This is a genomic window from Pseudomonas sp. 05N432, assembly GCF_056396945.1.
In genome coordinates, this window is sequence record NZ_JBFTMM010000006.1 from 111712 (window position 1) to 137477 (window position 25766).

The 25766-nt window shown below is 58.9% G+C and carries 25 protein-coding genes; 22 read left to right on the plus strand and 3 right to left on the minus strand.

The features are described 5' to 3' along the window. Positions 1-96 precede the first annotated feature (96 nt). From AC1DHT_RS08515 to AC1DHT_RS08540, 6 genes are all read left to right on the plus strand, one after another. Complete coding sequence (locus tag AC1DHT_RS08515) at positions 97-567, plus strand: (2Fe-2S)-binding protein (RefSeq protein WP_427532587.1); 471 nt, start codon at positions 97-99, stop codon at positions 565-567. Beyond that, on the plus strand, positions 564-2879 hold the full coding sequence (locus AC1DHT_RS08520; protein WP_427545287.1) for a xanthine dehydrogenase family protein molybdopterin-binding subunit: 2316 nt from the start codon (positions 564-566) through the stop codon (positions 2877-2879). Before AC1DHT_RS08515 ends, AC1DHT_RS08520 begins: the two co-directional genes overlap by 4 nt. After that, a complete protein-coding gene (locus AC1DHT_RS08525) occupies positions 2879-3484 on the plus strand; it encodes a nucleotidyltransferase family protein (RefSeq protein ID WP_427545289.1) in 606 nt (201 codons plus the stop codon). The genes AC1DHT_RS08520 and AC1DHT_RS08525 overlap by 1 nt, the downstream gene beginning before the upstream one ends. A gap of 226 nt (positions 3485-3710) precedes the next feature. Continuing rightward, complete coding sequence (locus AC1DHT_RS08530) at positions 3711-5072, plus strand: acyltransferase (protein WP_427545291.1); 1362 nt, start codon at positions 3711-3713, stop codon at positions 5070-5072. 11 nt (positions 5073-5083) lie between these two features. Then, positions 5084-6001 (plus strand): DMT family transporter, encoded by a 918-nt coding sequence (locus AC1DHT_RS08535; RefSeq protein WP_427545293.1) that lies wholly within the window; start codon positions 5084-5086, stop codon positions 5999-6001. Continuing rightward, positions 6001-6897 (plus strand): hypothetical protein, encoded by an 897-nt coding sequence (locus tag AC1DHT_RS08540; protein WP_427545295.1) that lies wholly within the window; start codon positions 6001-6003, stop codon positions 6895-6897. The genes AC1DHT_RS08535 and AC1DHT_RS08540 overlap by 1 nt, the downstream gene beginning before the upstream one ends. A gap of 15 nt (positions 6898-6912) precedes the next feature. Here AC1DHT_RS08540 and AC1DHT_RS08545 read toward each other — a convergent pair whose 3' ends face one another. Together AC1DHT_RS08545 and rne are read right to left on the minus strand one after the other, a co-directional pair. Then, positions 6913-7812 carry a LysR family transcriptional regulator gene (locus AC1DHT_RS08545; protein WP_427545296.1) on the minus strand — a complete coding sequence of 300 codons (900 nt, stop codon included), beginning with the start codon at positions 7810-7812 and terminating at the stop codon, positions 6913-6915. 256 nt (positions 7813-8068) lie between these two features. Continuing rightward, positions 8069-11254, minus strand: a complete 3186-nt coding sequence (gene rne, locus AC1DHT_RS08550) for a ribonuclease E (protein WP_442114712.1) — start codon at positions 11252-11254, stop codon at positions 8069-8071. 740 nt (positions 11255-11994) lie between these two features. Between rne and rluC the strand changes: the two genes are divergently transcribed. Genes rluC through AC1DHT_RS08565 form a run of 3 tightly spaced genes read left to right on the plus strand, consistent with a single transcriptional unit; the run spans position 11995 to position 14617 of the window. Then, positions 11995-12954: a 23S rRNA pseudouridine(955/2504/2580) synthase RluC gene (gene rluC / locus AC1DHT_RS08555; RefSeq protein WP_427547253.1), complete on the plus strand. Its 960-nt coding sequence runs from the start codon at positions 11995-11997 to the stop codon at positions 12952-12954. Next, positions 12944-13606, plus strand: coding sequence for an HAD-IA family hydrolase (locus AC1DHT_RS08560; RefSeq protein ID WP_427547255.1), 663 nt, complete (start codon positions 12944-12946; stop codon positions 13604-13606). The genes rluC and AC1DHT_RS08560 overlap by 11 nt, the downstream gene beginning before the upstream one ends. Positions 13607-13627: 21 nt before the next feature. Next, positions 13628-14617, plus strand: coding sequence for a S49 family peptidase (locus AC1DHT_RS08565; RefSeq protein WP_427547258.1), 990 nt, complete (start codon positions 13628-13630; stop codon positions 14615-14617). 64 nt (positions 14618-14681) lie between these two features. On the opposite strand, the gene AC1DHT_RS08570 is transcribed toward AC1DHT_RS08565, so the two are convergent. After that, positions 14682-15260: a Maf family protein gene (locus AC1DHT_RS08570; protein ID WP_427547260.1), complete on the minus strand. Its 579-nt coding sequence runs from the start codon at positions 15258-15260 to the stop codon at positions 14682-14684. A 105-nt stretch (positions 15261-15365) separates the two neighbouring features. Here AC1DHT_RS08570 and AC1DHT_RS08575 point away from each other — a divergent pair, with 105 nt between their 5' ends. The 13 genes from AC1DHT_RS08575 (at position 15366) to AC1DHT_RS08635 (ending at position 25549) form a co-directional block, all read left to right on the plus strand. Continuing rightward, positions 15366-15893: a YceD family protein gene (locus AC1DHT_RS08575; protein ID WP_008152342.1), complete on the plus strand. Its 528-nt coding sequence runs from the start codon at positions 15366-15368 to the stop codon at positions 15891-15893. Between the two features lie 13 nt (positions 15894-15906). Continuing rightward, positions 15907-16089 (plus strand): 50S ribosomal protein L32, encoded by a 183-nt coding sequence (rpmF, locus tag AC1DHT_RS08580; RefSeq protein WP_003179396.1) that lies wholly within the window; start codon positions 15907-15909, stop codon positions 16087-16089. Between the two features lie 3 nt (positions 16090-16092). Then, a complete protein-coding gene (plsX, locus tag AC1DHT_RS08585; RefSeq protein WP_427547385.1) occupies positions 16093-17103 on the plus strand; it encodes a phosphate acyltransferase PlsX in 1011 nt (336 codons plus the stop codon). 126 nt (positions 17104-17229) lie between these two features. Then, positions 17230-18168, plus strand: coding sequence for an ACP S-malonyltransferase (gene fabD / locus AC1DHT_RS08590; protein WP_427528472.1), 939 nt, complete (start codon positions 17230-17232; stop codon positions 18166-18168). A 17-nt stretch (positions 18169-18185) separates the two neighbouring features. Next, positions 18186-18926 (plus strand): 3-oxoacyl-ACP reductase FabG, encoded by a 741-nt coding sequence (gene fabG, locus AC1DHT_RS08595; protein WP_427547382.1) that lies wholly within the window; start codon positions 18186-18188, stop codon positions 18924-18926. A gap of 197 nt (positions 18927-19123) precedes the next feature. Beyond that, a complete protein-coding gene (gene acpP / locus AC1DHT_RS08600; protein ID WP_003175607.1) occupies positions 19124-19360 on the plus strand; it encodes an acyl carrier protein in 237 nt (78 codons plus the stop codon). 110 nt (positions 19361-19470) lie between these two features. Then, on the plus strand, positions 19471-20715 hold the full coding sequence (gene fabF / locus AC1DHT_RS08605; RefSeq protein WP_442114710.1) for a beta-ketoacyl-ACP synthase II: 1245 nt from the start codon (positions 19471-19473) through the stop codon (positions 20713-20715). Next, positions 20715-21530: an aminodeoxychorismate lyase gene (gene pabC, locus AC1DHT_RS08610; protein WP_427540510.1), complete on the plus strand. Its 816-nt coding sequence runs from the start codon at positions 20715-20717 to the stop codon at positions 21528-21530. The genes fabF and pabC overlap by 1 nt, the downstream gene beginning before the upstream one ends. 3 nt (positions 21531-21533) lie before the next feature. Continuing rightward, complete coding sequence (mltG, locus tag AC1DHT_RS08615) at positions 21534-22718, plus strand: endolytic transglycosylase MltG (RefSeq protein ID WP_427540507.1); 1185 nt, start codon at positions 21534-21536, stop codon at positions 22716-22718. A gap of 19 nt (positions 22719-22737) precedes the next feature. Beyond that, the gene (gene tmk, locus AC1DHT_RS08620; protein WP_427540504.1) at positions 22738-23370 is read left to right on the plus strand and encodes a dTMP kinase; all 633 of its coding nucleotides are present in this window, start codon (positions 22738-22740) and stop codon (positions 23368-23370) included. Continuing rightward, on the plus strand, positions 23363-24349 hold the full coding sequence (locus AC1DHT_RS08625) for a DNA polymerase III subunit delta' (protein ID WP_427528464.1): 987 nt from the start codon (positions 23363-23365) through the stop codon (positions 24347-24349). Before tmk ends, AC1DHT_RS08625 begins: the two co-directional genes overlap by 8 nt. 42 nt (positions 24350-24391) lie before the next feature. Further along, positions 24392-24748 (plus strand): PilZ domain-containing protein, encoded by a 357-nt coding sequence (locus AC1DHT_RS08630; RefSeq protein WP_103317654.1) that lies wholly within the window; start codon positions 24392-24394, stop codon positions 24746-24748. 12 nt (positions 24749-24760) lie between these two features. After that, complete coding sequence (locus AC1DHT_RS08635; protein ID WP_427540502.1) at positions 24761-25549, plus strand: TatD family hydrolase; 789 nt, start codon at positions 24761-24763, stop codon at positions 25547-25549. Positions 25550-25766 lie beyond the last annotated feature (217 nt).

A 25766-nucleotide genomic window follows, 5' to 3' on the forward strand; every position in this document is an offset into this window, starting at 1 on the left:
CTTGGTTGCAGGGCTTTTTTGTTAATGCTGAGTTAACTTAGCCTGCTAACGATGCAATCATTTGCTCCATAACTCTACCTATATGCGGGCGTGCCCATGATTACCCTGAAGCTCAATGGTCAAGATCATCAACTCGACGTCACCGAGGACATGCCGCTGCTCTGGGCAATCCGTGATGTGGCCGGTTACAGCGGCACCAAATTCGGTTGTGGCATGGGCCTGTGTGGCGCCTGCACGATTCATATCGACGGCGCCCCGGCGCGCAGTTGCATCACGCCTATCGGTTCGGTGATCGGGCAGGATGTCAGCACCATCGACAACTTGCACAGCGATCCGGTTGGCCAGGTCGTCCAGCAAGCCTGGCTCGACACGGCAGTCGCCCAGTGCGGCTTTTGCCAGGGCGGACAGATCATGTCGGCCACGGCGTTGCTCAAGACCAACCCCAATCCCAGCGATGAACAGATCGAACAGGCGATGGTCGGCAATATCTGTCGCTGCGGCACGTACAACCGCATCAAGAGCGCTATCCGCCAGGCCTCCACTCATCTGCAGGAGCGCAAGGCATGAGCCAGCTACCGAATGATTTCGCGTTGAGTAATCTCAGCCGTCGTGGTTTTCTCAAAGGTGTGAGTGCGACCGGTGCGCTGGTGCTCGCCGCCAGTTGGGGCTGGCAGGACGCGTTCGCCGAAGAGAAGAAATTCGGTGCCGCCGGTATGCCCAACGGCTGGATCGATGATCCCAAGGTCTACGTGAGCATTGCCGCCGACGGCAGCGTGACGGTGGTCTGCAACCGTTCGGAAATGGGCCAGGGTGTGCGCACCAGCTTGAGCATGGTGGTCGCCGATGAGCTGGACGCCGATTGGGCAATGGTCAAAGTCCGGCAGGCGCCGGGTGATGAGGTGAGCTTCGGCAACCAGGACACCGACGGTTCGCGCAGCATGCGCCATTGGTACGAGCCGATGCGCCGTTGCGGTGCTGCTGCGCGGACCATGCTGGAACAAGCGGCGGCTGATCAGTGGAAAGTCCCGATTGGCGAATGCCGCGCGCAGTTACACAAAGTTATCCACCAGCCCTCCGGGCGTGAACTCGGCTACGGTGCGCTCGCCGTTGCTGCGGGGGCGCAGGCCGTGCCGGCTCGTGAAAGCCTGCGGCTCAAGCAGCCTTCGGAGTTTCGCTACATCGGCAAAGAGTCGACCCGGGCGATTGACGGTGCGGACATCGTCAATGGTCGTGCGGTCTACGGTGCCGACGTGCACTTTGACGGTATGCTCTTCGCCACCGTGGCGCGGCCGGCGGTCTATGGCGGCAAGGTCAAGTCTTTCGATGCCAGCGCGGCGTTGAAAGTCCCTGGAGTAGTCAAGGTCATCCAGATTGAAAGCCGCCCATTGCCTTCGGAATTCCAGCCGTTGGGTGGGGTGGCGGTGGTTGCCAGCAATACCTGGGCGGCGATCAAGGGGCGTGAGGCGTTGAAGATCGAGTGGGATGACGGTGCCAATGCCGGTTACGACTCGATTGCCTATCGCAAGGAGCTGGAAGCCGCAGCCCTGAAGCCGGGCAAAGTGGTGCGCAGCACCGGCAATATCGAAGAGGCCATGAACAGCGCCGACAGCAGTCTGGAAGCGGCTTACTACTTGCCGCATCTGGCGCAGTCGCCGATGGAGCCGATGGTTGCCGTTGCGCGCTTCAAGGATGGCCATTGCGAAGCCTGGGCGCCGAGTCAGGCCCCGCAAGTGACCCGCGAGCGTATTGCCGAGCGTTTGGGCGTTCCATTCGACAAGGTCACGGTCAATGTCACCTTGTTGGGCGGTGGTTTCGGCCGCAAGTCAAAGCCGGACTTCATTCTGGAAGCAGCGATCCTGGCCAAGGAGTTTCCCGGCAAGGCTGTGCGCGTGCAATGGACCCGTGAAGACGACATCCACTGCTCGTACTTCCATACCGTCTCGGCGGAATACCTCAAGGCCAGCCTGAACAAGGACGGCATTCCGTCCGGCTGGTTGCACCGCACGGTGGCGCCCAGCATCACCGCGTTGTTCGCGCCAGGTATGAATCACGAGGCGGCCTTCGAGCTGGGCATGGGCTTTACCAACATGGCCTATGCGATTCCCAATGTGCGCCTGGAAAACCCTGACGCGGCCGCCCATACCCGAGTCGGTTGGTATCGCTCGGTGTCGAACATTCCTCACGGTTTCGCGATTCAGAGCTTTGTCGACGAGTTGGCACACAAGGCCGGACAAGACCCGCTGAAGTACCAGATCAAGCTGTTGGGACCGGACCGTCAGATCGATCCGCGAACCCTGAGCGAAGAGTGGAACTACGGCGAATCCCCTGAGCGTTATCCGATCGATACGGCGCGCCTGCGTGGCGTTCTGGAAGCGGCGGCCAAGGGTGCCGGCTGGGGGCGAAAACTGCCCAAGGGTCGTGGTTTGGGCCTGGCAGTGCATTACAGCTTCGTCACCTATGTGGCGGCGGTCATCGAGGTTGAAGTCAAGGATGACGGTACGCTGATCGTGCACAAGGCCGACATCGCGGTCGATTGCGGCCCGCAGATCAACCCGGAGCGGATTCGCTCGCAGTTCGAAGGCGCCTGCGTGATGGGCCTGGGTAACGCGGTGCTGGGTGAAATCAGCTTCAAGGACGGCAAGGTCCAGCAGGACAACTTCCATATGTACGAAGTGGCGCGCATGTCCCTGGCGCCGAAAGAGGTGGCGGTGCATTTGGTCACGCCGGCGGGCAACGTGCCGCTGGGCGGTGTCGGTGAGCCGGGTGTGCCGCCCATCGCTCCGGCGTTGTGCAATGCGATCTTCGCCGCCACCGGCAAGCGTATTCGCAGCTTGCCAGTTCGCTACCAGTTGCAAGGCTGGCAGCAGACCAACGCCTGATGCGCAGCGTCGAGCAGAGTTTGAAGCTGGGCGCGATCATTCTTGCGGCGGGGCAGGGTAGTCGTTATCGACTAGTGGCAGGTGCCGATCAGGACAAGTTGCTGGCGATGTGCGAAGGGCGCGACGGCAGTGTGCGACCGGTGATCGAACAGGTACTGCGCAATCTGCCGATGGGCGTGGGCACCCGGTTGTTGGTGACGACGCCGGATCGTCCAGAGGTTGCACGGCTGGCCCGGGCTTATGGTTGCCAAGTGCTGGTATTGGCGTCGGCGGGCATGGGCGACAGTATTGCGGCGGCGGTCGCTGCGTGCCCGGCGCTGGATGGCTGGCTGGTGGTGTTGGGGGATATGCCGTTTATCTTGCCGTCGAGTATCGAGCGGATTGTTGAGGGGATAGCGGTCGATACCATCAGCGTTCCCGTGCAGGGTGGCGAGTTTGGGCATCCGGTGGGGTTTGGGCGTTCGCTGGGGGCGGCGTTGATGGCGTTGTCCGGCGACCGCGGGGCCAAGCCGCTGTTTGCCTCGGTGAAAGTGGTTGAGGTGGCGGTGGAGGATCCGGGCGTGTTGTGGGATGTGGATGTGCCGGTCGCGCTGGTCTTTCAATAATCGTCGATTGGTCGTGTTACCTCGCGGGCCGAGGCCAGCCCTGAGGCCTCTATAGGGCAGAGTACTGAACTCTGCCCTTCTACTGCCTATTCGTATTTATCGATGGGTGCCAGATATAAAACTCGTTATTCATCCGTTTTTATCCGACATACGATCTTGTTGCGTGCGGTGTTCACTGTTGCGGTGTATGCCCGGTTAGTACTCATCAAGATAATAAAGAGCCTACATGATAAAGCAGTATATGGATGCGTCGGTTAGTGTTAACCCTATTGAACTGGACAGTGAGGTCCAAACGTTGGGCGCCTTGGAGCGGGCGTTGAGTTTTGACGATGTTTATCAGCCGGTTCCCCGTTATGTCAACACGCTGCGTCAACTCAGAAAGGCTTCTCAAACGATAAGTTGTCACCGTGACGAGATTAAGTTTGGTGTTACGTTTAGTGAGCGCTTGCAAGTACTCACCGATGACTTCGGCTTGTCAAAGGAGCACTTTTCGATCAATACCAGTGGCTCGCCATTGATTGTCAAGGAGCAAGTCGGGGAGCACCTTATTTCGCCCACTCACTTTGAAAACGGTGCGTATTTCAGCCATCCCCATGCGGATCATCAACTCGATCACTCGGCGGATGAGTTGCCTTCGATCAAGATTGGCCAGTATGTGCGTTTTGGTCGTAATGCCGCAGTCAACGCCGGTGGCGATGTGGATATTGGCGACGGTGTCTGGCTGTCGCCGGGCAGTCAGTTGCTTCGTCAGGACCATGATCCTTATGGCCGGCTCTCCATCGGTTCGCGGACCGTTGCGATGACGCGCCTGCCACCCGTGAGGTTGTGCGATTACGCATGGGTCGGGCGTGAAGCGATCGTCGGCTGGAACGCGGATTATCTGGGCAAGGCTAGCATCGTCGGCATCCGCTCCTTTCTCAATACCTGGGTCGGCGACTATTCCATCGTTGGCGATCAGGGGAAAGTCCTGCAATACCTGCCGTTCAAGGCTCACCTCATGGAGACGTATCAGCCGTCGATCGAGCAGACGCTGCAAGTCAGCGATTGGGCCGCAATCAATTCGGACTGGTTGATGATCTACCGTGATACCCCGAAGCGTGAGACATCGCTATTGCCAGCCTCCCTGGCGGAGTATCTGGACACGCCGGGCAAGAAGTCCGTGTTGCTGATTGCGCCGACCGATAACGCCCAGCTTCAAGCATTCGCCCGGCACAGTCTCGATGTCATCTCCACTACCCGGCAGCAGTTTGCCCACCACTTGCAGTGGGCGCAGGACCACGGCCACAAGCAGCTCAGACTGCGCGCCGACCTGGATTTTTCGAGGTTGCCGTTTGCCTCGGCCGGCGATTTTCACTATCGCCGTCGATTGGGTTATTCACTCATTGTCGCAAACAGTTCGCCTGTCGACGCCGAGCCTTGTCGAGTCTTTGTCAATGAGCTGGCCCGGGTGTTGGCGACAGAGGCACTTATGTTGGTGCCCATCACAGATGTGTTGCAGGCGCAATTGTCTGTGTATCAAGACGCGTTCCATCTGCTGGGGGAAGTCGAGTTCGACGGCGCCTCTTTCATGTTAATGAAGAAGATCTAACGAGGGTTCCAATGCCGTACTTACTACTTTCACTCGCTGCCGTGTTCTGGGGCGGTAATTATGTCGTCGGAAAATTGATGGTGGTGGATGTTGATCCTGTGCTGCTGTCGCAACTTCGATGGCTGATTACCAGTGCATTATTGCTGGTGATTAACTATAAGTCTGTGGTCGCCAGTTTGCCGGCTGCACGCAAATCATGGTTAACCCTGGTGATGTTGGCGGTCTGTGGGCAGGTTATATTTCCGCTGACATTGTATATAGGGTTGCAATACACCAGTTCTTTGAATGCAGCGATTTACCTGTCGGCTACGCCGTGTCTGGTACTGGCCCTCAATCGTTTCGTTTTCGGTGATTTCATCTCCAGGTCGAATATGCTTGGCGTGGTCATCAGTACGGTTGGTGTGTTCTGGCTGGTGACCATGGGGCACCTTTCCGATTTGAGTTTTCTGGAGGGCTTCAACAAAGGCGATTTCTGGACCATGGCCTCGGCCGCTAGTTGGGCTGTCTATTGTTCCTTTCTGCGGACAAAGCCCAAAACCATAGCTGGCAACGCCTTTGTGACGTATTGCGCGGTGGTGGGCGCGCTATGCCTGATTCCGTTCAGCCTGGGGGTTTGGGTCTTGCATCCTGACTTAACCTTCAACCTGGGGCAGGGCACAGCCCCCTGGCTCGGTCTGGCGTATCTGGTGATCTTCCCGTCCTGGTTGTCGTACTTGTTCTGGAGCAAAGGCATCGGTGAAATCGGTGCCACTCGTGGCGAGATCTTCACCCATCTGGTGCCACTGTCCGGGGGGCTGTTTAGTATTCTGTTCCTGGACGTACAAATGCATGCCTATCACTTGGTCAGTCTGGTGCTGATTGTGTTTGGGGTGGTCCTCTGTTCCATCAAGCGACGGGCACCGGTTGCTCTACGTACGGAGGTCGCGTGATGGACAGAATCATCGATTCGGTCGATCGTCAGGGCGTTCGGTGGGTGGGCCTTGTACAGGGCAAGGGGGCATCGACTTCGGTCTGGCAGGTCGCAGGTGTCGAGACCTCTCAGGCGTTGGCCGTGCGGTTCATGCGTAGCAAGCAATCCTGGGAGCGCTTCAGGAGCGGCTTGTCCCTTGCTGCGGTGCCGCTTGAGGCGCTTTCATCGATGGCCTTTAACGTGCCGCTGCGACCTGCTCAAGATGCCGTATGCATGGTGAGCGGTTTCGGTTACACGCACCGCTCGGTCAATGGTCTGCCCATGCCTGAGCGGTCCTCCCCGGACTGGTACTACAAAGGCAACGGCAAAGGGCTGGTTGCTGCTTCTCGGGCGATTAAATCACCGTGCCATGCCAGTGGGGCGGGAGTCGAGATCGAGTACGCCTGTGTATACCTTATCGACGACTGCCGAAACCCACGCTATATCGGCTATACCTTGGCAGTGGATTTCTCTGACCCGGTGCTGCGCCACGCTCAACCCGGGCTGGCCGGTCTTTCCAAGTTGCGCAATACCGCGTTGTGCCACGAACTGGTAATCGCTGAGCCACCGCACCATTCGGTGGTGAGGAGTTCGATTGTCCGGCGTGGAGAAACTGTATGGAGCAAACAGTCGCTATTGGGGCTCGATCAATTGATGTTCACCAAAAGCGAACTCGAAGCCTTGTTGTTCCAGCATGAAGAGCTCTGCGAGCCAGGTACGGTCCACTACGTTTTGCTCGGCGCTTCAATAAGTACTGACAAGGATGCCTTCGAGTTGCAGCACGGTGACGTGATTCAGGCGAGCAGCCAAGAGGAGGGGCTGCAACTGTCCAACCTTTTCGAAGATGAAGTGGTGCGTCAATCGTGTAACTGCTGACGAGTGCCCGGCCTGTTATATCGCTGTTGCCTTCAGCGGTAAGCGGGCCGACTTTTCGTAGTCCAGCACCCATTGCGCCAATGCCCTGGGGGCCGGCTTGCCGGGGTGATCGAAATACACGAATTCAGTGGTCAGCGAGGCATATGGACCACTCAGGAAGTAAGTCTGCACCTGTTCACTGCGGCAGCACGAATCGACCAGTGACAATGGCACCATGGCGACACCCACGCCGTTGATCACATTTGAAAACAGCAGCGGATAAGAACCGCACTCGATGATCTTTTCAGGGGTGATGTTGCCCATCATAAACAGTTCATCGAGATTGCGTTGCGAAGCGCTACGCCGGCTGTTGACGAGGAATACTTGACCACTGAACGCTTTCAAGTCCTGGACAGCAGGCTGTGTCGCACTGTAGATCAGGGCCAGCGGATCGTTGAACAGTGTCACCCGGCGATAATGCGCAGGCGCAAAGCCGGCGCCGACAATTACTGCGTCGAGTTTGCCGGCCTCAAGATCCTTGAGCAGTGACTGTGTGTTGCCAATGCTGACATCCACCGCCAGGCCGTCGGGATTGGCAACGATGCTTTGCAGCAGATTCTGGCGAGTGATGGTGAGATTTTCGATGACTCCCAGGCGAACGCGTGTTTCGGTTTTTACCTGATTCAGGCTGGCTTGAGCGAGAGCAACCAGATCGAGGATTTTTGAGGCGTAGGCATAGAGTTCCTTGCCTTGAGCCGTCATCGTGATGCCGCGACCGGAGCGTTCGAACAACTTGGTATCGAGTCGTGATTCGAGTGTCTTGATTCGGAAGGAAATACTGGATTGAGCGCGGTTTAATCTGATCGCGGCTTGCGTGACGCTGCCATAGTCAACAATCGCCTTGAAAGCGTCCAGTTCAGCAATTTCCATAGTCATGCACTCTTTGCTCCATAACGGGCCGAAGGCTTTCGGGTCGTGGCAGGGGCTGCTTTTAGCCCTGCAGCCGCTCTATTCTGCACGTTGCGTTGTTATTTTGTAAAAAAGTAATACAAAGTATTAAGCAAGTGTTTAACCGGGAGCGCAGGAACTTCGGTAATGAGCCATTGTTAAGCCACGATGGGCTATCAGTATTCAAAGGCATAAAAAAGCCCCGCCTGGGTTACCAGGCGGGGCTTTTTAGTGGCTGATGGAATCAGGCGAGGGGTTTAGGCTCGTGTTCTTTTTCCAGGGCCTCAGGTTTGTGCTCTACCACTTCTTCGACGGAACGCAGGTTTTCGTCGATGGTTGGGGTAGCAGGCTCGGCAGTCACTTCGGCGGCCGGGGCAGGGGCTGCCTCGACGACTTCAGCAACAACCGAAGCAGGCTCGGCAGCAACAGCCGGTGCAGCAGCGGCAGCCAGTTCGGCTTCCTTCTGCAGGCGCTCGGCTTCACGCTTGCGGCGACGCACTTCACGTGGATCGTTTGGCGCGCGGCCACTTGGCGTCAGGGCGCTGACCGGAGCGGCTTCGACAACCGGTGCAGCCACTTCGGCGACAACCGGCGCTTCAACCACCGGAGCAGGCTCGGCAACAACAACCGGGGCTTCAGCGACTGGCGCTGGAGCTTCGACAGCTGCTGTTTCTGCAACCCAGTTGAACGCAGTTTGCTCTTCGCGAACCTCAGGCGCTTTTTCAGCGACCGGGGCTTCGACCACAGGCTCGGCAGCGACTACTGGCTGTTCGGCAACTACGGCTGGTTCAACAGCAGCGCGAACTTCAGGCTGTGCTTCACGAACTGGAGCTACTTCAATGGCAGGGGCGACTGGTACTTCGACCGGAGTGGTGGCTTCCACGACTGGCGCTTCAACCTGAGCCACTTCCTGGACAGCCTCTTGAGTCACGGCGGTAGCGCGTTCAGCTTGCTGATGAGCCTGAGCTTCGGCAGGAGCGCTGATCACAGTGCTGGCAACAGCGGCGGTAACGGCCAGGCCGGCAGCCAGTTCAGCGCCGGTTGGCTCTTCGCTGGTTTCGGACTCTTCCGAGCCTTCGATTACGTTGCCGTTGGCATCGCGTTGACGCTCGCGACGGTTGCTGCGACGACGCTGACCACGGGAACGGCGGCGTGGACGATCGCCTTCGGCGTTTTCCTGGCCCTCTTCCTGCAGTTGCTCTTCGTTGGTTGGCAGCTCTTCTTCAGCAACCGCGGCAGCGGCTTGCTCGGCACGTGGTTGACGTTCTTCACGCGGTGGGCGTGGAGCGCGCTCTTCACGTGGCTGACGAGCCGGACGCTCTTCAGCAACAGCCGTTACAGCGGCGGCAGCGGCTGGCGCGGCATCCAGAGGTTCACGCAGTTCACGAACCGGGCGCTCTTCACGCTCGCCACGTGGCTTGCGATCTTCACGAGGGGGGCGTGGTGCGCGCTCTTCACGCGGTGGACGCGGTGCGCGTTCTTCGCGAGCGACTGCTGGAGTCTCTTCGCGGGCTTCGCGTGGTTGACGCTCTTCACGAGGCTCGCGCGGTGCGCGTTCTTCACGAGGGGCGCGTTCTTCGCGTGGTTTGCGTTCTTCGTCGCGGCGACCGTTACGGTTGCGGCTCTGCTGACGACCGTTACGACGCTCTTCGTTGCGTGCCGGACGCTCGGCGGCTGGTTTTTCAACCACAACCGGAGCAGCAGGCTCTTCCTTGGTGGCGAACAGGCTCACCAGCGATTTCACCAGGCCTTTGAACAGGCTTGGCTCTGGCGCTGCGACCGGAGCGGCAACCGGGGCAGCAACGACTTCGGTCGGAACCGGAGCGTTGGCACGGGCTGGAGCGGTTTTCACGGCGGCTTCCTGGCGAACCAGGGTGCGGGTAGCGGCGGCCGGTTGAACTTCTTCCACTTCAGCAGCGGCAGCAGCGATTTCGTAGCTGGACTGGTTGATGTGGGCTTCCGGGCTGTCATCGCGCAGACGCTGAACTTCGAAGTGCGGCGTTTCGAGGTGATCGTTCGGCAGGATGACGATGCGGGCACGGGTGCGCAGTTCGATCTTGGTGATCGAGTTGCGTTTTTCGTTCAGCAGGAACGCAGCGACCGGGATCGGCACTTGTGCGCGAACTTCGGCAGTGCGGTCTTTCAGGGCTTCTTCTTCGATCAGGCGCAGGATCGCCAGCGACAGCGATTCAACGTCACGGATGATGCCGGTGCCGTTGCAGCGTGGGCAGACGATGCCGCTGCTTTCGCCCAGCGATGGACGCAGGCGCTGACGGGACATTTCCAGCAGGCCGAAGCGCGAGATGCGACCGACTTGCACGCGAGCGCGGTCGGCTTCCAGGCATTCGCGGACTTTCTCTTCCACGGCGCGCTGGTTCTTGGCAGGGGTCATGTCGATGAAGTCGATGACGATCAGGCCGCCGATGTCGCGCAGGCGCAACTGACGGGCAATTTCTTCGGCGGCTTCAAGGTTGGTCTGCAGGGCGGTTTCTTCGATATCGCTGCCTTTGGTGGCGCGCGCCGAGTTGATGTCGATGGACACCAGGGCTTCGGTCGGGTCGATAACGATGGAGCCACCGGAAGGCAGTTCAACGACGCGCTGGAAAGCGGTCTCGATCTGGCTTTCGATCTGGAAACGGTTGAACAGCGGAACGCTGTCTTCGTACAGCTTGATCTTGCTGGCGTACTGCGGCATCACCTGGCGGATGAAGGTCAGGGCTTCGTCCTGGGCTTCAACGCTGTCGATCAGCACTTCGCCGATATCCTGGCGCAAGTAGTCGCGGATCGCGCGGATGATCACGTTACTTTCCTGGTAGATCAGGAATGGCGCGGAACGATCCAGCGAGGCTTCTTTGATGGCAGTCCACAGTTGCAGCAGGTAGTCGAGGTCCCACTGCATTTCTTCGCTGCTGCGGCCAAGGCCGGCAGTGCGCACGATCAGACCCATGTCGGCCGGGGCAACCAGGCCGTTCAGGGCTTCACGCAGTTCGTTGCGCTCTTCACCTTCGATGCGACGGGAGATACCGCCGGCACGCGGGTTGTTCGGCATCAATACCAGGTAACGACCGGCCAGGCTGATGAAGGTGGTGAGGGCGGCGCCCTTGTTGCCACGTTCTTCTTTTTCGACCTGAACGATGACTTCCTGGCCTTCGCTCAGGACGTCCTTGATGTTGACGCGGCCTTCAGGGGCTTTCTTGAAGTATTCGCGGGAGATTTCTTTAAGGGGCAGGAAGCCGTGGCGCTCAGAGCCGAAGTCGACAAAGGCAGCCTCAAGGCTTGGCTCGATGCGAGTGATCCGGCCTTTATAGATGTTGGCCTTCTTCTGCTCGCGTGCACCGGACTCGATGTCCAGGTCGTAGAGGCGCTGGCCGTCTACCAGTGCAACACGCAACTCTTCGGGTTGAGTTGCGTTAATCAGCATTCTTTTCATGTAGTACCGTCGGTTTCCGGGCTGCCGGAAACGGCGTTCGGCACACACGACTTCTCACGGTCGGTGTCAGGTGCGTCAGGAGTGGTTGGCCACTCCAGTGTCTAGCGAGGTTCGACCAATTGGGCCGGAGTCGCGACGTACGCGTCCTGCTTGCTGTGGCTACTTAAGCACTCAGTCAGGAGGAGGAATCAACCGGCGACTGTGGACGAGATGAAGCGTCTAAATATAAGCCTAGTGCTACACAGTCCGACGGTTGTGCATCTCCACCCTACACGTATCCCTGATAATTCGGGTGCTGCCGCGCGCAGAATCCGCAGCGGGTTGGCATTTACCGTGTTCTCCAATGGGGAGTTCACGCTCATGGCTACACAAGACTGGGTGACAGCTGTTTTGCTAGCACTCAGCTTGTAACAGGCGTTGTTTCCGAAGCACTCGCTCAAGGGCTGGTTCGGGACTGACTGCACTTTGTGAACTGGCCGTAAATATCGGCGCATCAGATGAGTGGTTACTCTGTTGCTGCGCTCGCTTCAGGCCTCATGTCACCTGCGCTTGTTACAATCACAAACCTTCCAATCGTTGCGAAAGCCCCGTAGGACGGCCTCGCGTCCTGATGAATTGCGTTGGTCAGGGCCGGCAATTTGCCGTTTGTCCTCTGTCCAGGCCGCTTTTGGCGGCGTTCGCGACTATAGCAGCAATGATTAAGTGCTTCAATTCCATAAAAAATTGTTATCATTCGCGGCATGACGACTACTGCCCCCTCGACCCCAAGCGTACAACTGCTGGAGGTCTCGCCGGAATATGCCGGCCAACGTATTGATAACTTCCTTCTTGCTCGGCTCAAAGGCGTGCCCAAGACCTTGATTTACCGCATTTTGCGTAAAGGCGAAGTGCGTGTGAACAAAGGTCGGATCAAGCCCGAATACAAGCTGCAGGCGGGCGACATCGTGCGCGTGCCGCCGGTGCGTGTGCCGGAACGCGATGAGCCTGTGCCATTGGCGCAAGGGTTGTTGCAGCGACTCGAAGCCTCGATTGTCTTCGAAGACAAGGCGCTGATCGTGGTCAACAAGCCTTGCGGCATCGCTGTTCACGGCGGCAGCGGGTTGAATTACGGCGTGATCGAAGCCTTTCGTCAGTTGCGTCCGGATTGCAAGGAGCTTGAGCTGGTCCACCGTCTCGATCGTGACACTTCCGGCCTGCTGATGATCGCCAAAAAACGCAGCATGTTGCGTCACTTGCACACGGCATTGCGCGGCGATGGCGTCGATAAGCGCTATATGGCGCTGGTCCGCGGTAACTGGGCTACCTCGATCAAGCAAATCCGTGCGCCGCTGGGCAAGAGCAATCTGCGCTCCGGCGAGCGCATGGTCGAGGTTGACGAGGAGGAGGGCAAGGAGTCCGTGACCGTGTTCAAGGTCCTGCGTCGCTTTGGCGACTTTGCCACCCTGATCGAAGCCAAACCGATCACCGGCCGGACTCACCAGATTCGCGTCCACACCTTGCACGCCGGGCACTGCATCGCCGGCGACACCAAGTACGGCGATGACGACTTCAGCAAAGAGATTCGCGATCTGGGCGGCAAGCGCCTGTTTCTCCATGCCTACATGCTGACCGTGCCGCTGCCTGATGGCGGTGAGCTCAAGCTTCAGGCGCCGGTGGATGAAATGTGGGTCAAGACCGTGGAGCGCCTGAGTGCATCCTGATTACAAGTTGCTGATTTTCGATTGGGACGGCACGTTGGCCGACTCCATTGGTCGGATTGTCGAGGCGATGCATGTGGCGTCGCAGCGATCCGGTTTTCAGTTGCGTGATGATCTTGCTGTCAAAGGCATCATTGGTCTGGGGCTGCCCGAAGCGATTCGCACGCTGTATCCGGAGATTGGCGATGACGAGCTGGTGGCATTCCGTCAGCACTATGCGGATCACTACATCGCCTCGGAGGCCGTGCCTTCGCCGTTGTTTGACGGTGTTGTCGAGTCGCTTGAGGCATTTCGTGCAGAGGGTTATCACCTGGCAGTGGCTACCGGCAAAGCGCGTCGCGGGCTGGATCGCGTGCTGAAGTCCCACGGCTGGGGGGATTATTTCGATATCACTCGCGCCGCCGATGAAACCGCCAGCAAGCCGCATCCGCTGATGCTCGAGCAGATTCTCGCCCATTGCGACGTCCGCCCTGAGCAGGCGTTGATGGTGGGGGATTCGTCGTTCGATCTGCAGATGGCGCGCAACGCCGGGATGGATTCGGTTGCCGTCAGCTATGGTGCTCAATCGATGGAAGCCTTGCGCGTGTTCGAGCCGCGTCTGGCCATTGATCATTTTTCGCAATTGCACGCCTGGCTGGGTCAGCGGGCCAATTAAGTTTTTGTTGGGGTGGATGGAATGACCGACGAATGGAAGGCGCCAGCCAAGGCCAGTGCCGAAGAGGGCGAAGACAAGAGCTGGAAGCTGCTTGAGAAAACCCTGCTTGCGGGGGTGCAAGAGCAGCGTCGCTCACGGCGTTGGGGGATTTTCTTCAAGCTGCTGACCTTTGTTTATCTGCTCATCGCGTTGGTCCTCTTCACGCCGCTGATGGATATTGAAAAAAGCGCGACTCGCGGGTCGAGCTACACGGCGTTGATCGAAATAACCGGGATGATCGCCGACAAGGAGTCGGCCAGTGCCGACAACATTGTCGGCGGTTTGCGCGCGGCGTTCGAAGATCCGAAGGTCAAGGGTATCGTGCTGCGAATCAACAGTCCGGGCGGCAGTCCGGTGCAGTCGGGTTATGTCTACGATGAGATTGGTCGTCTGCGTGCCCTGCATCCGGCGATCAAGGTGTATGCAGTGATTTCCGATCTGGGGGCTTCGGGGGCGTACTACATCGCCAGCGCGGCGGACCAGATCTACGCCGACAAGGCGAGCCTGGTGGGTTCGATTGGTGTGACGGCGGCCGGTTACGGGTTTGTCGGGACTATGGAAAAGCTCGGTATCGAGCGTCGGACCTATACGTCGGGTGAGCATAAGTCGTTCCTCGATCCGTTCCAGCCGGAAAAGCCGGATGAGATCAAGTTCTGGCAGGGCGTTCTGGATACCACTCACCAGCAGTTTATCAACAGTGTCAAAAAGGGCCGCGGCGATCGCCTGAAAGACAAAGAGCATCCGGAGCTGTTCTCCGGGCTGGTCTGGTCGGGCGAGCAGGCGCTGCCATTGGGCTTGATCGATGGTTTGGGCAGTGCCAGTTCGGTGGCGCGTGACGTAATCGGCGAGAAAGAGCTGGTCGACTTCACGATCCAAGAGTCGGCGTTCGACCGCTTCTCGAAAAAACTCGGCGCCAGCGTGGCTGAGCAGTTGGCGATGTGGATGGGCTTTCATGGGCCGGCATTGCGCTGATCGTCGCGCAATATAAAAAAACCGGCCTGCGAGGCCGGTTTTTTTTGAGCAAAAGGTCGCAGCCTCAGGGAATCTGCACGCCTTCAGCCAGCAGCATGTCCACCAGGCGAATCAGCGGCAGGCCGACCAGGCTGGTGGCATCCGGGCCTTCGGTGCTTTGAAACAGGCTCACACCCAATCCCTCGGCCTTGAAGCTGCCAGCGCAGTCGTAGGGTTGTTCGGCGCGCAGGTAGCGTTCAATGCGCGGCTGATCCAGTGTGCGCATGTGTACGGTGAAGGGGATGCAGTCGAGCTGGCAATGGCCGGTCTGGCTGTTGAGCACCGCCAGGCCGGTCAGGAAGGTCACGCTGGCGCCGCTGGCGGCCAATAATTGATCGCGAGCCTTCTCGAACGTATGGGGTTTGCCAATAATCCGTCCGTCGAGCACGGCGACTTGGTCCGAGCCGATAATCAAATGGGCGGGATGACTGCCGGCCAGCGCCTGGGCTTTTTCGCGGGCCAGGCGTTTTACCAGTTCGATGGCTGGCTCTTCCGGTTGATGGCTTTCGTCGATATCCGGTGAGCTGCAGGTGAATGGCAGTTGCAAGCGGGTCAGTAATTCGCGGCGATAGACCGAGCTTGAAGCAAGTAATAAAGGCAGCATACGGCTCTCCAAAAGTCAGTCGCAAATTCTAGCGGGGCTTCCAAGTGACGGACAGGACTGAATTTCCTTTGACATGGCTGGGGGCATCCCTATAATGCTGCGCCTATGTTGAATGACCCGATTCCACCTCACGTTGACCCGCGCAAATTGGCTGATCGTGGCACCACCCTTCAAGGTGAAATGCTGCTGGCCGATTTGGAGAGACTCTGCGACCCGCTTTCCGACACTGTCGGTACGGTGCAGGCTAAATTCGTTTTTGAACGAGATGAACGTAAATCTGTGGTTATCCACAGCTTTATCGACACTGAAGTCAAAATGGTTTGCCAGCGTTGTCTTGAGCTGGTCACCCTGCCGATTCACAGCGAATGCAGTTATGCTGTGGTAAAGGAGGGTGCGAATACCCAGTCGTTGCCGAAAGGTTATGACGTGCTGGAACTGGGCGAAGATCCTTTGGATCTGCAGTCACTGATCGAGGAGGAGCTTTTGCTCGCCTTGCCCATTGTGCCTGCTCATCATCCGGAAGAATGCCAGCAGCCGGCGGGTCTCGATGAGCCCGAACCGAGCGAGGACGAGGTAACGCGGTCCAACCCGTTCAGTGTATTGGCGCAGTTAAAGCGTGACCCAAACGTTTAGGAGTTAATCAATTATGGCTGTTCAGCAGAACAAAAAATCCCGCTCCGCCCGTGACATGCGTCGTTCGCACGATGCTCTCGAGGCAAGCACCCTGTCCGTAGAAAAGACCACTGGTGAAGTTCACCTGCGTCACCACGTATCGCCAGAAGGCGTATACCGTGGCCGTAAAGTGATCGACAAGGGCGCTGACGAGTAATCCTTGTCCGCTCAAGTCATCGCGATTGACGCAATGGGCGGGGACTTCGGTCCCCGCAGCATTGTTCAGGCCAGCCTTGCTTGTCTGTCAGCTACGCCCTCGCTGCACCTGACCCTCGTCGGTCAACCCTCCCTTTTAGAAGAATTGATCGCCAGCCAGTCGGCTGTGGATCGCGCGCGCCTGACGATTGTGCCGGCCAGCGACGTGATTGGCATGGACGAGAAGCCTTCCCAGGCCCTGCGTGGCAAGCCGGACTCCTCAATGCGGGTTGCGCTTGAGTTGTTGCGTGATGGCAAGGTTCAGGCGTGTGTCAGTGCCGGCAATACCGGTGCGCTGATGGCGTTGTCGCGTTATGTGCTCAAGACCTTGCCGGGTATCGATCGACCGGCCATGGTGGCGGCGATCCCGACGCAACGTGGTTATTGCCAGTTGCTCGATCTGGGGGCGAATGTCGATTGCAGTGCCGAGCACCTGTTCCAGTTCGCGGTGATGGGCTCGGTGGCGGCTGAAACCCTGGGCATTGCTCGGCCGAAGGTCGCATTGCTGAACATTGGCACGGAAGACATCAAGGGCAATCAACAGGTCAAGCTGGCGGCGACGCTGCTGCAAAACGCTCGCGGGCTGAATTACATCGGCTTCGTCGAGGGTGATGGCTTGTACCGCGGCGAGGCTGACGTGGTGGTGTGCGACGGTTTTGTCGGCAATATCCTGCTCAAATCCAGCGAAGGGCTGGCGACCATGATCGCCGGGCGGATCGAGGCATTATTCAAGCAAAGCCTGGCGTCGAGAATGGTCGGGGCTCTGGCGTTGCCGCTGATGAGGCGTTTGCAGGCTGATCTGGCGCCTGCGCGACATAATGGCGCAAGCTTCCTCGGTTTGCAGGGGATCGTCGTTAAAAGTCACGGTTCGGCCGGTGTGCAGGGCTTTCAGAGTGCCATTCAGCGCGCCTTGATCGAGATTCAGGAGAACCTCCCGCAGCGGCTTCACGGTCGCCTCGAGGATTTGTTGCTTTAGGCATTTTCGCTCGACAATGCTTAAATGTGACCGCTCAGTTCAATTAGCCATCCAACTGTCAGTTTCTTGCGTCCAGCAGTACAGGACGTTAATTCTCCGACGACAAGATCATTAGGGGCTTGTTACATGTCTGCTTCCCTCGCATTCGTCTTTCCAGGACAGGGTTCGCAGTCCCTCGGCATGCTGGCCGAGTTGGGCGCGCAACATCCGTTGATCCTCGAAACTTTCAAAGAAGCCTCCGATGCCCTGGGTTACGACCTGTGGGCACTGACCCAGCAAGGGCCGGAAGAGCAGCTCAATCAAACCGACAAGACCCAGCCGGCGATTCTCACCGCTTCGATCGCTTTGTGGCGCCTGTGGCTGGCTGAGGGCGGCGCACGTCCGGCTTACGTTGCCGGTCATAGCCTGGGTGAGTACAGCGCGCTGGTCGCGGCCGGCAGCCTGAGCCTGGGTGATGCAGTGAAGCTGGTAGAGCGTCGCGGTCAGTTGATGCAGGAAGCGGTGCCGGCCGGGCAGGGCGGTATGGCCGCCATTCTCGGTCTGGACGACGCTGATGTGCTGGCTGCCTGTGCCGAAGCGGCGCAAGGCGAAGTCGTCAGCGCGGTCAACTTCAACTCGCCGGGCCAGGTGGTAATCGCCGGTGCCAAGGCGGCTGTCGAGCGCGCCATTGAAGGCTGCAAGGCGCGTGGCGCCAAGCGCGCCATGCCGCTGCCAGTCAGCGTGCCGTCGCACTGCGAACTGATGCGCCCGGCTGCCGAGCGCTTTGCCGAGTCGATCGCTGCGATCAACTGGCAGGCTCCGCAAATTCCGTTGGTGCAGAACGTCAGCGCTGATGTGGCGCCGGACCTGGAAACCCTCAAGCGCGATCTGCTCGAGCAACTCTACAAGCCGGTTCGCTGGGTTGAGTCGGTCCAGGCGCTGGCCGCCAAAGGCGCTACTCAACTGGTTGAATGTGGTCCGGGCAAAGTCCTGGCTGGCCTGAACAAGCGCTGCGCCGAAGGCGTGTCGACCTCTAACCTGAACACCCCGGATGCTTTCGCTGCTGCTCGTGCAGCGTTGGCCTGAACTTAGGAGAAGCCTGCATGAGTCTGCAAGGTAAAGTTGCACTGGTTACCGGCGCGAGCCGTGGTATTGGCCAGGCTATCGCACTGGAACTGGGTCGTCAGGGCGCTATCGTGGTGGGCACTGCGACTTCCGCTTCGGGCGCTGAGCGCATCGCTGCAACCCTGAAAGAAAACGGCATTCAAGGCACTGGCCTTGAACTCAATGTCACCAGCGACGAGTCCGTAGCGGCCGTGCTGGCGAGCATTCAGGAGCAGTTCGGCGCGCCGGCGATTCTGGTGAATAATGCCGGTATCACCCGCGATAACCTGATGATGCGCATGAAAGATGACGAGTGGCATGACGTTATCGACACTAACCTGAACAGTCTGTTTCGCCTGTCCAAGGGCGTTTTGCGTGGCATGACCAAGGCGCGTTGGGGTCGAATTATCAGTATTGGTTCGGTTGTGGGTGCCATGGGCAACGCAGGCCAAGTAAACTATGCAGCCGCCAAGGCAGGTCTGGAAGGTTTCAGCCGCGCTCTGGCGCGTGAAGTGGGTTCGCGCTCGATTACGGTCAACTCGGTGGCCCCAGGGTTCATCGATACCGATATGACCCGCGAACTGCCAGAGGCACAGCGTGAAGCCTTGCAGACGCAAATTCCGCTGGGCCGTCTGGGGCAAGCTCAAGAGATCGCGTCCGTGGTCGCTTTTCTTGCATCGGACGGTGCGGCTTACGTTACTGGGGCTACAATCCCGGTGAACGGCGGGATGTACATGTAATTCAAATGTGACGGATTGCTTCAAAAAAATGTCATACGAGCTGTCTAAAATCCGTTATAAAGCTGCAATCTATTTATAGGCAGAGGGTCGTCAGGGTTTGAGGAGTGAAGCTTTCAGTTGAAAAACTGAAAAGCCTTTCTATACACTTACCCACTGGCCAGCTGCCTGAATTTGTCCATTAGGAGTGAAAACAAGGTATGAGCACCATCGAAGAGCGCGTCAAGAAAATCGTTGCTGAGCAACTGGGCGTTAAAGAAGAAGAAGTTGTGAACACTGCTTCCTTCGTTGAAGACCTGGGTGCCGACTCCCTTGACACCGTTGAGCTGGTGATGGCTCTGGAAGAGGAATTCGAGACCGAAATTCCTGACGAAGAAGCTGAGAAGATCACTACTGTACAAGCTGCCATCGACTACGTTACTAGCCATCAGGCGTAATAGTTTGTAGCCGTTGTTAGCTGTCATGGAAAAACCGCACTGCCATCACGGCGTGCGGTTTTTTCCTTTAGGCCTGATGCAAAGTCGTCATTTGAAAAAAGGAGAGTGCTGTGTCGCGTAGACGCGTCGTAGTCACCGGTATGGGTATGTTGTCGCCACTGGGCACGGATGTGCCGAGCAGCTGGCAGGGTATTCTGGCTGGCCGCAGTGGCATTGGTCTGATCGAACACACCGACCTTTCTGCCTATTCCACCCATTTTGGCGGCTCGGTAAAGGGCTTCAATGTCGAGGAATACCTGTCGGTCAAGGAAGCTCGCAAACTCGACCTGTTCATTCAATACGGTCTGGCAGCAGGGTTTCAGGCAGTGCGTAACGCTGGCCTGGAAGTCACCGACGCCAATCGTGAACGCATCGGCGTGGCCATGGGCTCGGGTATTGGCGGTCTGACCAATATCGAAGAAACCAGCCGCACGCTGCATGATTCGGGGCCACGGCGGATTTCTCCGTTTTTCGTGCCGGGCTCGATCATCAATATGATTTCCGGTTTCCTGTCCATCCATCTGGGTACGCAGGGGCCTAACTACGCCATTTCGACAGCCTGTACCACCGGTACGCACTGTATCGGTATGGCGGCGCGCAACATTGCCTACGGCGAAGCCGACGTGATGATTGCCGGTGGTGCCGAGATGGCCGCTTGCGGTCTTGGCATGGGGGGCTTTGGTGCTGCTCGTGCGTTGTCGACCCGCAATGACGAGCCGACCCGCGCCAGCCGTCCATGGGACAAGGGCCGTGATGGCTTCGTGTTGTCCGACGGTGCCGGTGCGTTGGTGCTTGAAGAGCTGGAGCACGCCAAGGCGCGTGGTGCGACCATTTACGCCGAGCTGATCGGCTTTGGCATGAGTGGCGATGCGTACCACATGACCTCGCCGCCGGCCGATGGCGCAGGCGCTGCACGTTGCATTGTCAATGCACTGCGTGACGCCAAGCTGAACGTCGACCAGGTCCAGTACATCAACGCCCATGGTACGTCGACCTCGGCCGGCGACCTCGCCGAAGTCTGCGCGATCAAGTCGGTGTTTGGCGATCACGCCTACAAGCTGGCGGTCAGCTCGACCAAGTCCATGACCGGTCACCTGCTGGGTGCGGCGGGCGCGGTTGAAGCGATTTTCAGTGTGCTGGCAATCAACGGCCAGGTGGCGCCACCGACCATCAACCTCGATGAGCCGGATGAAGGTTGCGACCTCGACTTCGTGCCACACGTGGCGCGTGATACGAAGATCGATGTGGTGCTCTCCAACTCGTTCGGTTTTGGCGGTACCAATGGCTCGCTGGTGTTCCGTCGGTTTGCCGATTGATGGAAAGCTGGGTCGACGGTCAGCCGGCTGACGCACTGTCGCTAAAAGACCGCGGCCTGGCGTATGGCGATGGTCTGTTCGAGACCATCGCCGTCAAGGGTGGGCAGCCATTGTTGCTGGACCGACATTTGAGTCGTCTGGCCGATGGCTGCTCGCGCTTGGCGATTAACGCGGATCATGCATTGATTCGCAGTGAGCTACTGATGTACGCCACTGCCCTTGGCGAAGGTGTGCTCAAGCTGATGCTGACCCGTGGCGATAGCCAGCGTGGTTACGCGGCCGATCCTTCGGTGTCGCCGCGACGTATTCTTCTAGGCAATCCTCCAGCGGCTTATCCTGCCGTGCATGCGCAGCAAGGTGTTCGGCTGTTTCCCTGCGCTACTCGACTTTCCGACCAGCCGTTGCTGGCTGGCCTCAAGCACCTCAATCGTCTCGAACAAGTCATTGCCCGTTCCGAATGGCAGGATACCGAGCACGCCGAAGGCTTGATGCTGGATCTTCAGGGGCGGGTGATCGAGGGTGTTTTCAGCAATCTGTTCCTGGTGCGTGATGGCGCGTTGTTGACGGCTGATCTGAGTCGTTGCGGCGTTGCCGGAGTGATGCGCGCCGAACTCTTGTCCCAGGCCGAGAGGTTGGGGATTGTCACGCATGTCACTGACATCAGCCTTGATCAGCTGCAACAGGCTGATGAAGTTTTCGTCTGCAACAGCGTGTACGGCATCTGGCCGGTACGCGCTTATGCTGCACTGAGCTGGCCGGTTGGGCCGCTCACCCGTAAACTGCAAGGCATTGCCCGCGCGCTACTGGATGCTTGATTCGTGAGACGTAAATTCTTGCTGCTGCTGGAAGCCGGACTGGTTCTGGCGGGGCTACTGCTGGGCGCTTCGGCCTGGAAGATCAACTCGGCGCTGGAGCAGCCACTCAAGATTACTCAGGAAGAGTTACTGGATGTACCGAGCGGTGCGACACCGTCCGGGACCTTCAATCGCCTCGAAACCGATGGCGTGCTTCAGGACGCCTTCTGGCTGCGCCTGTACTGGCGCTTGAACCTTGCCGCGCAGCCGCTGCACAGCGGTGAATACCGCATGCTGCCGGGGATGAATGCACAGGGCTTGATCGGTCTTTGGCAGCGCGGTGAAGTGGTTCAGTACAGCCTGACGCTGGTCGAGGGCTGGAACTTCCATCAGGTCCGTGCGGCGCTGGCAAAAAATGACAAACTCCAACAAACCCTTGCGGGGCTGAGCGACAGCGACGTGATGGACAAGCTCGGTCACGCCGGAGTGTTTCCGGAGGGCCGGTTTTTCCCGGACACCTATCGTTTTGTGCGGGGCATGACCGATGCCGAGCTGCTGGAAAAAGCTTACGAGCGCCTCGACGACGTCCTCGCAAAAGAGTGGAACAAGCGCTCCCCTGACGCACCCTATACCGAACCCTATCAGGCGCTGATCATGGCCTCGCTGGTCGAGAAGGAAACCGGTGTGCCGCAAGAGCGAGGGCAGATTGCCGGGGTGTTCGTGCGGCGCATGCAGATCGGCATGTTGCTGCAAACCGATCCGACGGTGATCTATGGCCTGGGTGATCGCTACAACGGCAAGTTGACCCGCGCCCACCTGAAAGAACCGACGCCCTACAATACCTATATGATCGCTGGGTTGCCGCCGACGCCGATTGCCATGGTCGGTCGTGAGGCGATTCACGCGGCGCTGAATCCGGTGTCCGGCACCAGTTTGTATTTCGTGGCGCGCGGTGACGGCAGTCACGTGTTCTCCGATGACCTGGATGCCCACAACAGTGCTGTGCGCGAGTTCCAGATCAAACGACGCCCCGATTACCGTTCCAGCCCGGCGCCGGCCAATGGGGTCGCGGCACCTGATGCGCAGGCGCCGACTCCTCCAGCGTCGCCCGACACGGCACCAGAGGCGGCACCGCAACTGCCGTCATCGCAACCGGCTCCGGCCCCAGCTCCGGCACCGAATGCCGATGAGCCGCAAAGCCCGCAATGACTCTGACTAAGGACTGCCTGTGACTGGCTTGTTTATTACTCTGGAAGGCCCGGAAGGCGCGGGCAAGAGCACCAATCGTGAATACCTGGCCGAGCGTCTGCGCGCCGGGGGTATCGAAGTCGTGTTGACTCGCGAGCCTGGCGGCACACCGCTGGCCGAGCGGATCCGCGACGTGCTGCTGGCTCCGGTCGATGAGGTCATGAACCCGGATACCGAGCTGTTGCTGGTGTTCGCAGCGCGAGCGCAGCATCTGTCCGAGGTCATCCGCCCGGCGCTGGCGCGGGGCGCGGTGGTGTTGTGCGACCGCTTTACCGATTCGACTTACGCCTATCAGGGCGGTGGTCGCGGATTGTCGCTTGAGCGTATCGCGACCCTGGAAACCTTCGTTCAAGGCGATCTGCGCCCGGACCTGACGCTGGTGTTCGACTTGCCGATTGAAATCGGCATGGCGCGTGCCAGTGCTCGCGGTCGGCTGGACCGTTTCGAGCTGGAAGGTCGAGTGTTTTTCGAGGCGGTGCGCAACGCGTTCCTGAAGCGTGCCGAGGCTGATCCGGCGCGTTACCTGTTGGTGGACGCCTCGCAGCCATTGGCACAGGTTCAGCAATCGCTGGATGCCTTGCTGCCGCGTCTGCTGGAGCTGGCCCGTGGCTGAAGCCTATCCGTGGCAAGACAGCCTCTGGCAGCAACTGGCCGGTCGCGCCCAGCACGCCCACGCCTATTTGCTGCATGGCCCGGCCGGGATCGGCAAGCGTGCGCTGGCCGAGCGGCTGATGGCCAGTTTGCTCTGCCAGCGTCCAACCGCAGAAGGCGCCTGCGGCGAGTGCAAATCCTGCCTGCTGCTCAAGGCCGGCAGCCACCCCGACAACTACATCCTGGAGCCTGAAGAGGCCGACAAGGCGATCAAGGTCGATCAGGTGCGTGATCTGGTCAGCTTCGTGGTCCAGACCGCGCAGATGGGCGGGCGCAAAGTCGTGCTGATCGAGCCCACCGAGTCGATGAACATCAACGCCGCCAACGCCTTGCTGAAAAGTCTCGAAGAACCCTCGGGCGATACCGTGTTGCTGCTGGTCAGTCACCAGTCCAGCCGTCTGCTGCCGACTATCAAGAGTCGTTGCGTGCAACAGGCCTGTCCGTTGCCGAGCGAAGCCATGAGCTTGCAATGGCTGGCCAAGGCCTTGCCCGATTGCACCGAAGAAGAGCGTGCCGAGCTGTTGACCCTGGCCGCAGGTTCGCCGCTGGCGGCTGTCAAGCTGCAAGGGCAGGGTGTGCGTGAGCAGCGTGCGCTGGTCGTCGAGGGCGTGAAGAAGTTGCTCAAGCAGCAACAGTCGCCGACGCAACTGGCTGAAGAATGGAAATCCATTCCGATGTTGCAGCTGTTCGACTGGTTCTGCGACTGGTCGAGCCTGATTCTGCGTTATCAGCTGACTCAGGACGAAGCCGGGCTCGGCCTGGCGGACATGCGCAAAGTGATTCAGTACCTGGCGCAGAAAACCGCCCAGGAAAAAGTCTTGAATATTCAGGACTGGATTCTCGCCCAGCGGCAGAAAGTGATGAGCAAGGCCAACCTCAATCCCGCGTTGCTGCTGGAAGCGCTGTTGGTGCAATGGGTGTCCTTGCCTGCCCCGAAGTGAGCGTCTGCGCCTAGACTCTGATCATCAGCCATGGAGGTCAGCATGAATGAACTCGTCAGCCCAGGCCCGCGGAACGGCATCCTGTCCCTGACCATCAAGGACAAATCCGTGCTGTATGCGGCCTACATGCCGTTCATCAAGAACGGCGGTCTGTTTATCCCGACCAACAAAAGCTACAAGTTGGGCGACGAGGTATTCATGCTGCTGCACTTGATGGATGAGCCGGAAAAAATTCCGGTGGCCGGTACCGTGACCTGGATTACCCCCAAAGGTGCACAGGGTAATCGCGCGGCCGGTGTCGGCGTGCAGTTCAATGAAGGCGATGACACCGCTCGAAGCCGAATCGAAACCTATCTGGTCGGAGCCCTGAAGTCCGACCGTCCCACTCATACGATGTAGTTGCCGTCTTTTATGCTCGTAGATTCCCATTGTCACCTTGACCGTCTCGACCTCGCCGCACACGACGGCTCGCTGGATGCTGCACTTGCCGCTGCTCGTCAGCGCGGGGTGGGGCACTTTCTGTGTATCGGCGTCAGTGTCGACAACGCCAAGGACGTCAAGGCCCTTGCCGAGCGTTACGACGACGTCGATTGTTCGGTGGGCGTGCACCCGCTGGATGTTCAGCCGGGCGCCGCGCCGGCGTTGGACTGGCTGCTGCAGGAGCTCAATCACCCGCGGGTGGTGGCAATCGGTGAAACCGGCCTGGACTACCACTACGAGCCGGAAGCGGCCGAGTTGCAGCAGGAGTCTTTCCGTTTGCACCTGCAAGCGGCCCGGCAGACTGGCAAGCCGGTAATTGTCCACACCCGTGGCGCCCGCGCCGATACGCTGGCGTTATTGCGTGAGGCCGCGTTGCCGCAGGCCGGGGTGTTGCATTGCTTCACCGAAGATTGGGACATGGCCAAGGCTGCGCTGGATCTGGGGTTTTATATTTCATTGTCGGGGATCGTGACGTTCCGCAATGCCGATGCCTTGCGCGATGTGGCTCGGCAAGTACCGGCGGACCGCCTGCTGGTGGAAACCGATTCGCCGTACCTGGCGCCGATCCCTCATCGCGGCAAGCCGAACCTTCCGCAGTACGTGCGGGATGTGGCGGAGTTCCTGGCCATGTTGCGGGGCGAATCCTACGAGCGCTTTGCCGAGCAGACGACGGAGAATTTCAAGCGGCTGTTTCCGTTGGCGCACGTCAAGTCGATTTGACCGGTTGAGCCGCTGGCTCAAATCGCAGGCAAAAAAAACCCGGGTTCTGGGGGGTGAATCCGGGTTAAGACCATTAGGAGTAAAACAAAGGTACGCGGTCCTTTGGTACCTTCATCGGCGCAACACTTGGGGGAGATGTCACGCCGACAGTTCAAGTATTGATCACTATTGCGCCGAGTCCAGTTTGCCCCTGCTGTTTCTTAAACATATTTGGAAT

What these genes read in the sequence shown, in the direction of transcription:
- AC1DHT_RS08515 (WP_427532587.1), top strand. Translation starts at nt 97, where the DNA reads ATGATTACCCTGAAGCTCAATGGTCAAGATCATCAACTCGACGTCACC.
- AC1DHT_RS08520 (WP_427545287.1), top strand. Translation starts at nt 564, where the DNA reads ATGAGCCAGCTACCGAATGATTTCGCGTTGAGTAATCTCAGCCGTCGT.
- AC1DHT_RS08525 (WP_427545289.1), top strand. Translation starts at nt 2,879, where the DNA reads ATGCGCAGCGTCGAGCAGAGTTTGAAGCTGGGCGCGATCATTCTTGCG.
- AC1DHT_RS08530 (WP_427545291.1), top strand. Translation starts at nt 3,711, where the DNA reads ATGATAAAGCAGTATATGGATGCGTCGGTTAGTGTTAACCCTATTGAA.
- AC1DHT_RS08535 (WP_427545293.1), top strand. Translation starts at nt 5,084, where the DNA reads ATGCCGTACTTACTACTTTCACTCGCTGCCGTGTTCTGGGGCGGTAAT.
- AC1DHT_RS08540 (WP_427545295.1), top strand. Translation starts at nt 6,001, where the DNA reads ATGGACAGAATCATCGATTCGGTCGATCGTCAGGGCGTTCGGTGGGTG.
- AC1DHT_RS08545 (WP_427545296.1), bottom strand. Translation starts at nt 7,812, where the DNA reads ATGACTATGGAAATTGCTGAACTGGACGCTTTCAAGGCGATTGTTGAC.
- rne (WP_442114712.1), bottom strand. Translation starts at nt 11,254, where the DNA reads ATGAAAAGAATGCTGATTAACGCAACTCAACCCGAAGAGTTGCGTGTT.
- rluC (WP_427547253.1), top strand. Translation starts at nt 11,995, where the DNA reads ATGACGACTACTGCCCCCTCGACCCCAAGCGTACAACTGCTGGAGGTC.
- AC1DHT_RS08565 (WP_427547258.1), top strand. Translation starts at nt 13,628, where the DNA reads ATGACCGACGAATGGAAGGCGCCAGCCAAGGCCAGTGCCGAAGAGGGC.
- AC1DHT_RS08570 (WP_427547260.1), bottom strand. Translation starts at nt 15,260, where the DNA reads ATGCTGCCTTTATTACTTGCTTCAAGCTCGGTCTATCGCCGCGAATTA.
- AC1DHT_RS08575 (WP_008152342.1), top strand. Translation starts at nt 15,366, where the DNA reads ATGTTGAATGACCCGATTCCACCTCACGTTGACCCGCGCAAATTGGCT.
- rpmF (WP_003179396.1), top strand. Translation starts at nt 15,907, where the DNA reads ATGGCTGTTCAGCAGAACAAAAAATCCCGCTCCGCCCGTGACATGCGT.
- fabD (WP_427528472.1), top strand. Translation starts at nt 17,230, where the DNA reads ATGTCTGCTTCCCTCGCATTCGTCTTTCCAGGACAGGGTTCGCAGTCC.
- fabG (WP_427547382.1), top strand. Translation starts at nt 18,186, where the DNA reads ATGAGTCTGCAAGGTAAAGTTGCACTGGTTACCGGCGCGAGCCGTGGT.
- acpP (WP_003175607.1), top strand. Translation starts at nt 19,124, where the DNA reads ATGAGCACCATCGAAGAGCGCGTCAAGAAAATCGTTGCTGAGCAACTG.
- pabC (WP_427540510.1), top strand. Translation starts at nt 20,715, where the DNA reads ATGGAAAGCTGGGTCGACGGTCAGCCGGCTGACGCACTGTCGCTAAAA.
- AC1DHT_RS08630 (WP_103317654.1), top strand. Translation starts at nt 24,392, where the DNA reads ATGAATGAACTCGTCAGCCCAGGCCCGCGGAACGGCATCCTGTCCCTG.
- AC1DHT_RS08635 (WP_427540502.1), top strand. Translation starts at nt 24,761, where the DNA reads ATGCTCGTAGATTCCCATTGTCACCTTGACCGTCTCGACCTCGCCGCA.